General features: G+C 48.2%; 7 protein-coding genes. All 7 read right to left on the bottom strand.

Going from position 1 to position 7,291, the window contains the following annotated elements; translation table 11 throughout:
- Nucleotides 1-278: 278 nt before the first annotated feature.
- The 7 genes from Q2J39_RS10180 to Q2J39_RS10150 all read right to left on the bottom strand — a co-directional run bounded on the left by Q2J39_RS10180 (nt 279) and on the right by Q2J39_RS10150 (nt 7,098).
- Nucleotides 279-539, bottom strand: a complete 261-nt coding sequence (locus tag Q2J39_RS10180) for a hypothetical protein (RefSeq protein WP_288340564.1) — start codon at nt 537-539, stop codon at nt 279-281.
- Nucleotides 540-1,257: 718 nt separating this feature from the next.
- Nucleotides 1,258-2,088, bottom strand: a complete 831-nt coding sequence (locus Q2J39_RS10175) for an NlpC/P60 family protein (RefSeq protein ID WP_288340566.1) — start codon at nt 2,086-2,088, stop codon at nt 1,258-1,260.
- A gap of 706 nt (nt 2,089-2,794) precedes the next feature.
- Nucleotides 2,795-4,150: an asparagine--tRNA ligase gene (gene asnS / locus Q2J39_RS10170; protein WP_288340568.1), complete on the bottom strand. Its 1,356-nt coding sequence runs from the start codon at nt 4,148-4,150 to the stop codon at nt 2,795-2,797.
- 288 nt (nt 4,151-4,438) lie between these two features.
- Nucleotides 4,439-5,089: a redox-sensing transcriptional repressor Rex gene (locus Q2J39_RS10165; protein WP_230268472.1), complete on the bottom strand. Its 651-nt coding sequence runs from the start codon at nt 5,087-5,089 to the stop codon at nt 4,439-4,441.
- 180 nt (nt 5,090-5,269) lie between these two features.
- Nucleotides 5,270-5,962 (bottom strand): hypothetical protein, encoded by a 693-nt coding sequence (locus tag Q2J39_RS10160; RefSeq protein ID WP_288340570.1) that lies wholly within the window; start codon nt 5,960-5,962, stop codon nt 5,270-5,272.
- Nucleotides 5,963-6,085: 123 nt separating this feature from the next.
- Nucleotides 6,086-6,586, bottom strand: coding sequence for a Gx transporter family protein (locus Q2J39_RS10155; protein ID WP_230268474.1), 501 nt, complete (start codon nt 6,584-6,586; stop codon nt 6,086-6,088).
- Nucleotides 6,583-7,098 (bottom strand): NusG domain II-containing protein, encoded by a 516-nt coding sequence (locus tag Q2J39_RS10150; RefSeq protein WP_230268475.1) that lies wholly within the window; start codon nt 7,096-7,098, stop codon nt 6,583-6,585. The genes Q2J39_RS10155 and Q2J39_RS10150 overlap by 4 nt, the downstream gene beginning before the upstream one ends.
- Nucleotides 7,099-7,291 lie beyond the last annotated feature (193 nt).

The raw sequence follows: 7,291 nt of genomic DNA, 5'->3' as shown, positions 1-7,291 counted from the left end.
AAACTAGAAAGGCAAGGCACTGCTCACTTGTGAAGCTTAAGTGAACAGCATTGTTTTGTGCCCATAAAAAAATCCTCTGCACGGGCGAATGAGCAGAGGATCATGCGTCCTGGGCAAGGAACGCATTTTTGGAAGCTGGGCTGCTTCCGAATGATAAGAGAAAAGAAAGGAAAAAATGATTATGATTTCAGGAAATCTGCTGCTTGATTTCCTTGATTTCAGGATACCGTTTTTTCTGGAAAGATGTATTCTGACGCCCGCAATTTCTTTATAGCTTCTTAATGCCATTTTGCATTCGTTAATTCAGCCTTGATCTGTTCCAAATCCGTACGGCGATACTTCTTTTCACCAATAGAAACCGCCGGTCGCGCCATATCACCAGCTGCTTCCAGTCCCCTGTCCGGGAAAAAGCATTGTCGACTGTCTGCCAAGGCAGTACCCAAAAGAAAAGAGAGCCTGAGGCGTTCTATCGCCGTTTCATCGGTTCTGTCCAGCTTCTGTATACGGGGATGCCTGCATATACCATTTATTCCGCGCATCCTTGTTTCCTGCTTTCTCTTCCGCATCTTGTAAAAGAAAAGAGCCGCTACCGGCTCTTTCTTCTTAGTTTAGAGATGCTCGCCGGGCCCAACTCCCCCCGGTTCTCTTTTGACCATACAGGTGTGTGGCTGCTGGGTAGATTCACCACCTCGAGTATCTCTGAAAAATTATATCCTCCAAAAATTGTAAAGTTCTATTTCACCAGAATTGTTAAGTTTTTATTTGACTTCGATCACCCTGTTTAACAGATTCTTTACGTCCTAAAGTAAATATATTATTTCCAATATGTTAATTTCATGAGCATATTTTTTAGCGTTGCTGGGGTACTGATCCTGACGGACGGATACTCATTGCTGGTTGTGTGCTGGTTACGGAGAATTCTTTCATGCATTCTGCGGATATGTTTTAACTGCATTCGAATTATCGCAGAGCAACAGTGGATTTTTCCTGTTCCCGCTTTATGTAAAGTAATTTAAAAGAAAAAGGCCGTCTCCGGGGCGAATCGGGACGACCTTTCCTAAAAAGAGAAAAAAGAAAGGAAATTGTATTATTCAGGAAATCTGCTGCTGATTTCCATGGCTGTATACTACCCCATCCATTGGTCTCTGTCTTCTGAGAAGACCTGTTTTTCTTAATTATTTCTTTACAACCGCTTTCACAGTTTCGTCGCTGGTTTTGAAAGCGGTTGTTGTTTTAAGCAGTAAGAATTGGAATGAATTAAGGCAGAACGGGATGTACGTATCCGATCAGCGGATTGGCGCAGGATACGGAATAAACCGCTGTAGTGTATCCGTTCCAGCCGCCGTGTACAGCCTGTCCGTTGCCGATGTAGATTGCTACATGGCCCTGGTACACACAGATATCGCCAGGAACGGGGTTGTTCGTCAGCGGGCCAAGAGAAAGATAGGCTTCTGGAGCGCCGTGGAAGTTGATGCCGACCGTTTTAAGCGAATTGGTCACCAGCATGGTGCAGTCCTGATTCACGCCGATCTGCGCAAGGGCTGCCTGTGCGATTTTGTCGTAGCCGCTCAGATCTTCCTTTCCTTTGCCGTTCTCGTCATAGACGTAGCCGTCTTTGGTTACGGACATTTCTTTCTGTCCGTTTTCATCGAAACTGTAGCGAACGCCGTCCACATCGCGGGTCTGGCCTTTGACGATGGATCCGTCGGCATCCAGGTAGTATTCCTTGCCTTCGTAGTCGGTCCAGCCTGTCTGCGTATTGCCGTTTTCATCGAGCAGATAGGTCTTGCCGTCCTTTTCAATTTCAGTGGCTTCTTCTACCTTGCGGCCGGTCGTTTCATCATAGTAGACGGTTTTGCCTTCTTCTTTGACAAAGCCGGTTACTTTCTGACCGTTCTCATCAAAGAGATAGTTGCCGTCTTTTGTATTCAGCTTTCCCGAAGCGAGAAGACCAAACTGATCGTAGTAAACGGTTTTTCCTTTTTCTACGACTTCGCCGGTTTTCTTTTCGAGAAGACTGGTTGTTTTATTTTTAATCGTTGACTGATTTCGATCGATTCCATTAAAGAAATTGGACGAAACCGACATGGCTTCTTTTCCAAGTGATTGATTTGCGGGTTCAGCAGCAAATACGGACACTGATGGAATCCGCAGGCTACTGCCATTGCTAAAGTCATCGCGGCATGTCTTGCCAGAAACTTATTTTTCATAGTTGGTCCTCCTTGCGTTTGCCCAAAGAGAGTACCAATTATCCAAAACGGAAGCAAAATGACCAGAATAATTTCTTAAATATTTCCAAACAATCCGATTCGTATAAAAAGCGATGGGCCCTTTAAGTAAAAGGTCTTCACGCAGAATGTGGAAAAGTGTGTGTGAATCACGAAAATTGTAAAAAAAATGAGTGTTCATTATACATATACATTTTTAAAGAAATTTGGAATTCTCATAAACAAAAAGAAATCGCTTACTTTGTCAAAAATCCGATACCTATCGTTAAATGAACATTAAAGCGGCTTTCAGAAACGCCTTGACGACTTTGCAAAAAATGAGGCGTTCAAAATTCTGTTCTCGTTATGCATACATCCCCTGTCCTTTGGGGCGCTTCTTCCAAGCCGCTATCCGCCGGAATGTATTTCCTGTTTCTGCGCGGGATGAAGCTCTGTGAATGGAATTTGGCACGCTTCATAATGATTTACATTTCCCTGGAAAAATCTTTCGATACAAAAAGACAGCCGCATCGGGTTCGTCTCGATGCGGCTGATGATATTCGCTGAATACAGCTGAGTATAAAGGTTTAGAAAATCAGGTTGCGCGGAGTACGCGGATACGGCTGTACGTCGCGGATGTTCTGGATGCCGGAGAGGTACATGAGCATGCGGTCAAATCCAAGACCGAATCCGGAATGAACGCATCCGCCAAAGCGGCGCAAGTCCATGTACCACTGCAGAGTGGATTCTTCCATGCCCATATCGTCCATTTTCTTTTTCAGAACATCGTAGCGCTCTTCACGCTGGCTTCCGCCGACGAGCTCGCCGACATACGGAACGAGAAGGTCGCAGGCCGCTACGGTCTTGCCGTCTTCGTTTTCACGCATGTAGAACGCTTTGATTTCTTTCGGATAGTCGATCAGGAACACCGGACCGCCTACAACCTGTTCGCAAATGTAGCGTTCGTGCTCGGACTGAAGATCCATGCCCCAGTAAATGTTCTTGTTGTCGAAGCGGTCTTTGACTTTTTCCAGTTCCTTGATGGCTTCGGTATACGTCATACGGCGGAATTCGCTGTCGGCTACCTTTTTAACGCGATCGATGCAGTCTTTATCGATCATTTTCTGGAAGAACGCCATTTCTTCCGGTGCATGTTCCAGAACGTAGCGGATGCAGTACTTGATCATGTCCTCGATCACGTCCATGTTATCGGACAGATCCGCGAAAGCGAGTTCCGGTTCGATCATCCAGAACTCAGCCGCATGACGGGTCGTGTTTGAGTTTTCCGCACGGAACGTCGGACCGAACGTATATACGTTGCGGTACGTCAGCGCAAACGGCTCAACGTGCAGCTGGCCGGATACGGTCAGCTGGGCGTGCTTGCCGAAGAAGTCCTTTTCGTACTCCTGATCATCAATGGTCGTTACGGTAAAGCATTCACCGGCGCCTTCCGCATCGTTTCCCGTAATGATTGGCGTTTGTACATAAACAAAGCCGCGGTCCTGGAAGAACGTATGAATCGCCATGGACAGAACGGAACGCAGACGGAATACCGCGTAGTACGTGTTGGCACGCGGACGAACGTGCGGGATTTCGCGCATGAATTCATAGCTGTGTCTCTTCTTCTGCAGCGGATAGTCATGATCCGCCATACCGAGAACGGTAATGGAATCGGCTGCCACTTCGAGAGGCTGTTTAGCCTCCGGTGTCGCGTGGACTGTACCTTTTACTTCAATAGCACTGCCGGTTGTGATTTTGGAAGCCTGTTCGTAGCCTTCCATTTCTGGAGAATAGACAATCTGAAGATTGGAGAAGCAGCTTCCGTCATTGAATTCGATAAAGCTGATATTTTTCGAATTTCGATTGGTTCTCACCCATCCCTGCAGGGTCACGGGTTTTCCATCGTATTCGCTGATCTTTTCTTTCAGTTTCTTTACAAGCATTAAAATGCTCCTTTCCTTAAAAGAGAAAAGCGTCCCTCCATCAGGAACGCTCCAATCCGCAGATCTGATTCAGGCGGATTAATTCATGCGCCATAGGCACAGAAAAACGTCTCGCTAAGAGCTATGGGTATTAAACCATTGCGAGACGTAAATTACAATATGAGCGCCAGCTAAAGCCGAAACAGAACGTCACAAAGCCGGCCGTTCCAGCCAAATCGCGGTCTTCCCGTTTTGCTTTTCGATGCAAAAACACCTGCCTTCTCGCAGAAAAAGGCAGGTGCAGACAGCTTAGCTGTTTCCGTTTTTGGTGGAGGCGCTGTCCATGGAGTTGGTCGTGAAAACGAGCTCCTGAATCGAGCTGACCACATCAACGGCTTTGACCATCACGTGATGCGGAACCTGAAAATGCTGGTGGGTAAAATCGACGATGCCGATTATGCCGTTGGCAATCAGACGGTCAACGGTAGCCTGGATATCTTCCGAAATGGTCAGGATGGCAATGCGGCATCCTTTGGGGATGCGTGTTTCCAGCTCATCGAGCGAGTATACATTGATGCCGAACATGTTTCCGGTCTTGGCCGGATCGATATCGAACGCGCAGGCGATTTCGCCGACGACATAATCCCACTTGTTATAGTTCATCAGGGCACGGCCAAGGTTGCCGGCACCGACCAGAATGATTTTTTCATCAAAATCTACACCAAGCTCCTGATTGAAAATCTCGATCAGTTTGTCTACATCATATCCGTAGCCCTGTTTTCCCAGGTTTCCAAGAAACGAGAAATCGCGGCGGATCGTAGTCGGTTCAATGTCTACGAAGTTGCTCAGCTCGCGCGACATGATTTTGGAAACCCCGTTTTTCTGAAGTTTACGAAGCGCTTTAAGATATACCGGATATCTCTGCAGGGTCGCCTTTGGAACAGAGTTTGCGTTTTTCATGATTATCACCGCTCCAATCATAACAAAGAATTCCTAATTTGTGAATTTATCTCTTATTTGAACAAGAGATTTTTAATCCAAAAAAACAGATATGTCTGTATTTTCAAAAGACCGCCCCTAAATGGGAGCGGCCTCGAGCGTTTTACGATGATTTTTTATGATTTTTCTGTACGGATCGGTTTAGACGGCTTGCTTCTTTCCCTTTTTTAAGAGGGTGCTCGACCACGCCTTAAACAGGCGGACAAGCGAGGGCAAAGACCACGTCCAGCGATTGAGAGCGATTTTCTTCAGAAAAATGCGCAGAGCGCCCTGCGCTGCCTGCCGGCTGTCCCGTAAAATCCGCCGGCGCAAAATCATGGGCCAGGCCACTTCGCAAATCCAGAGCGCCAGATTCATGAACAGGAACAGAACGATCAGGCAGGCCCCGTAGGACCAGCGAAGCGCAATTGTCAGCACTCCAAAAAGCAGAACCGTAAGCAGTACGAGAAGAGCGCCGACCCATTTTCTTAAGCGCCTGTGATCATCAAAGAGAATACGTGTCCTTCCTTTGTTTTCTGGCTCCTGTCCATTTAAGGCGTTTTCGAAGTCCATACGGGCAAAGAGCAGACGCCAGTCCGAATCCTTTCTGGCGTTTTCAATCGCCGCATGCCACAGACGGCACGCGGCAATATTGGCCTGCGAAGGAACGGTCTTTTCGGTCTCGATCTGCAGCTCCAGATCGAGTGCCTTTAAAGCGGTCTGTGCCGAGATCTGCTCCGGCTTAAACGCGCTGATCGTTCGCTGAAGCTTTTCTCTGGACGGGGAAGCCGTCGAAATTTCATTTTTCATATCCTGTTCAAGCTGCATGAGAATCGCGCAGTAAGTATCTTCCATGAGGCCGCCTCTCTTTCTCAGTTTCCGGATTTTCAACTTTGCATCGTTTTGCACGGGCTTAGTTTCGCTGGCCAGAGCCCGTCTTGTATAACGATCTTCTTACCCATTCGCGCTTATTCGTGCTTAATTCAGGCGAATGCGAATGAGCACCTGCCGGGCAATCCAGGCGATGCAAAGTCCGGAGAGCACGGAAAGCGCAAGCAGGGCCGGCAGAAACAAGCCCATGAAAAACTGCTGATAAATCCAGGCAATCGCAATGACCTGTCCGATCGTATGACAGGCCGCACCCAGCGTACTGACTCCGTAAATGGAAAACCAGCCCGAACGGTATGCCAGCGTCATGCCGATCAGAGACAGCGTACATCCGCATGCCGAGAGCAGAAAGCTGACGGAAAAGAGGGTACCAGTGGCCAGCGAAGCCAGGAAAATGCGCAGTACGGTAACCGCACACATTTCCTTTGGTCCATAGGCATACAGCGCGAACAGGCCGGCAATATTGGCCAGACCGATTTTGTAGCCGGGAATGATCGTAATCAGCGGAAAGAAAGATTCGACGATCTGCATGAGAATCGCTGCCGCGATCAGCAGCGAAAGAATCGTCATTTTACGAATTGTCCGATTCATTGAATCACCGTATCTTCCTGGGCTTCACTGCCCTCAATCGTCACAATCGTCTCGTTGGGCAGACAGACAATGGGAACCGCCGGCGAATCTACATACCCCTGTCGGGAGCAGTAATGATGGGGCGAGTTTTCCTGCGTGACCGCAGCCTTACCATTTTTTATGGAAATGTGGACCGTGCCTAAGGTGCCTTCCACCGAATATTCGCCGTCTTCGCTGAGCGGAAGCCGGAGCTTTTCTTCGCTGCGCACTTTCACGACGGCATATGAGCCGCCTTCTTTATAGTTCAGAAGCGGAAAAAGCAGAAGCACTGCACACGCCAGCAAAAGAACGATCAGAATCTTGTCCGCTTTGCGAAGACCGTCTTTGGAAAGGTCCGGACGGATCCGCTCGCGTCGAGACGATCTGGAACGCGTCGTACCCTTTGGCGACGTCTGAGGCAGCGCTGCATCCGTCTCTGCCGTTTTGCGCTCTGGACTGAATGAATTTTCCGGATAATCTTTGCGCTCTGGCATGGGTCTGCCTCCTTTTCTGTCTTACTATTCAGTATACCGGATCACGGCCTGGGTTTTGGTTTTCGAAACAGGCCGCACTCGGTTTGGAAATCCATGCAGGCCAAAGAAAACCCGCAGCATCGCTCTGCGGGTCTTTTTTCGAATGGTGAAATTGCACTCGCCATTTGCGTCCAGACAGGATTTATCTTTTCCG

The sequence above is a fragment of the uncultured Allobaculum sp. genome (assembly GCF_948576815.1).
GTDB classification, from domain to species: Bacteria; Bacillota_I; Bacilli_A; order Erysipelotrichales; family Erysipelotrichaceae; genus Allobaculum; species Allobaculum fili.
This window is presented reverse-complemented; position numbering and strand designations above follow the sequence as displayed.

Bases quoted from the DNA above. Each gene is read 5' to 3' on its own strand.
- Q2J39_RS10175 (WP_288340566.1), bottom strand. From the start codon at position 2,088: ATGTCGGTTTCGTCCAATTTCTTTAATGGAATCGATCGAAATCAGTCA.
- Q2J39_RS10150 (WP_230268475.1), bottom strand. From the start codon at position 7,098: ATGCCAGAGCGCAAAGATTATCCGGAAAATTCATTCAGTCCAGAGCGC.
- Q2J39_RS10180 (WP_288340564.1), bottom strand. From the start codon at position 539: ATGCGCGGAATAAATGGTATATGCAGGCATCCCCGTATACAGAAGCTG.
- Q2J39_RS10155 (WP_230268474.1), bottom strand. From the start codon at position 6,586: ATGAATCGGACAATTCGTAAAATGACGATTCTTTCGCTGCTGATCGCG.
- Q2J39_RS10160 (WP_288340570.1), bottom strand. From the start codon at position 5,962: ATGGAAGATACTTACTGCGCGATTCTCATGCAGCTTGAACAGGATATG.
- Q2J39_RS10165 (WP_230268472.1), bottom strand. From the start codon at position 5,089: ATGAAAAACGCAAACTCTGTTCCAAAGGCGACCCTGCAGAGATATCCG.
- asnS (WP_288340568.1), bottom strand. From the start codon at position 4,150: ATGCTTGTAAAGAAACTGAAAGAAAAGATCAGCGAATACGATGGAAAA.